At 53.9% G+C, this 514-nt stretch carries 1 pseudogene; it reads right to left on the bottom strand.

Annotation, left to right across the window (positions count from 1 at the left end):
• Positions 1 to 514 (bottom strand): annotated as a pseudogene (metL, locus tag R7F64_RS24425) (bifunctional aspartate kinase/homoserine dehydrogenase II); the annotation flags it as partial.

The raw sequence follows: 514 nt of genomic DNA, 5'->3' as shown, positions 1-514 counted from the left end.
AAGGCGGGCCAGTTCACTCGCTTCGTCTAAGCGCAGTAAAGGCAACAGACATGCGTCCGACACCAAACGAGGATCCGCACTGTAAACGCCAGCAACATCACTCCAAATGGTTACGGTTGTCACTTCCGCCAAAGCTCCGATTACGGTTGCGGAATAATCCGAGCCATTCCGCCCCAACAGCACGGTTTCTCCTGCCTCATTTTGCGCCATAAATCCGGTGATGATGACACGTTTGTGGCTGTGCTGCGCCAACGCCTCCTTAATCAGGGGATAAGAACGCGCACGGTCAACTTCCGGCTGAGTACCGGCTTCTGCACGTAAAAATGCACGAGCATCTTGTGCGACCGCAGGAACATTTTGTTGTGAAAGCAAGGCAGCCAATAAACGTGAAGACCACAATTCACCGTGACCCAACACTGCCGCTTTTTGCGCATCCGTCAGTGGCGCAGCCAGCTCGGCTAAGGTACTGAACTCATCGTGCAAAGAAGCGAGCAATTGCGTCTGCACCTCGCCT

This window comes from Vibrio sp. Vb1980 (assembly GCF_033338615.1).
GTDB lineage: Bacteria > Pseudomonadota > Gammaproteobacteria > Enterobacterales > Vibrionaceae > Vibrio > Vibrio alginolyticus.
Note: the sequence above shows the minus strand (reverse complement) of the source record. Positions and strands in the feature narration are given on the sequence as shown.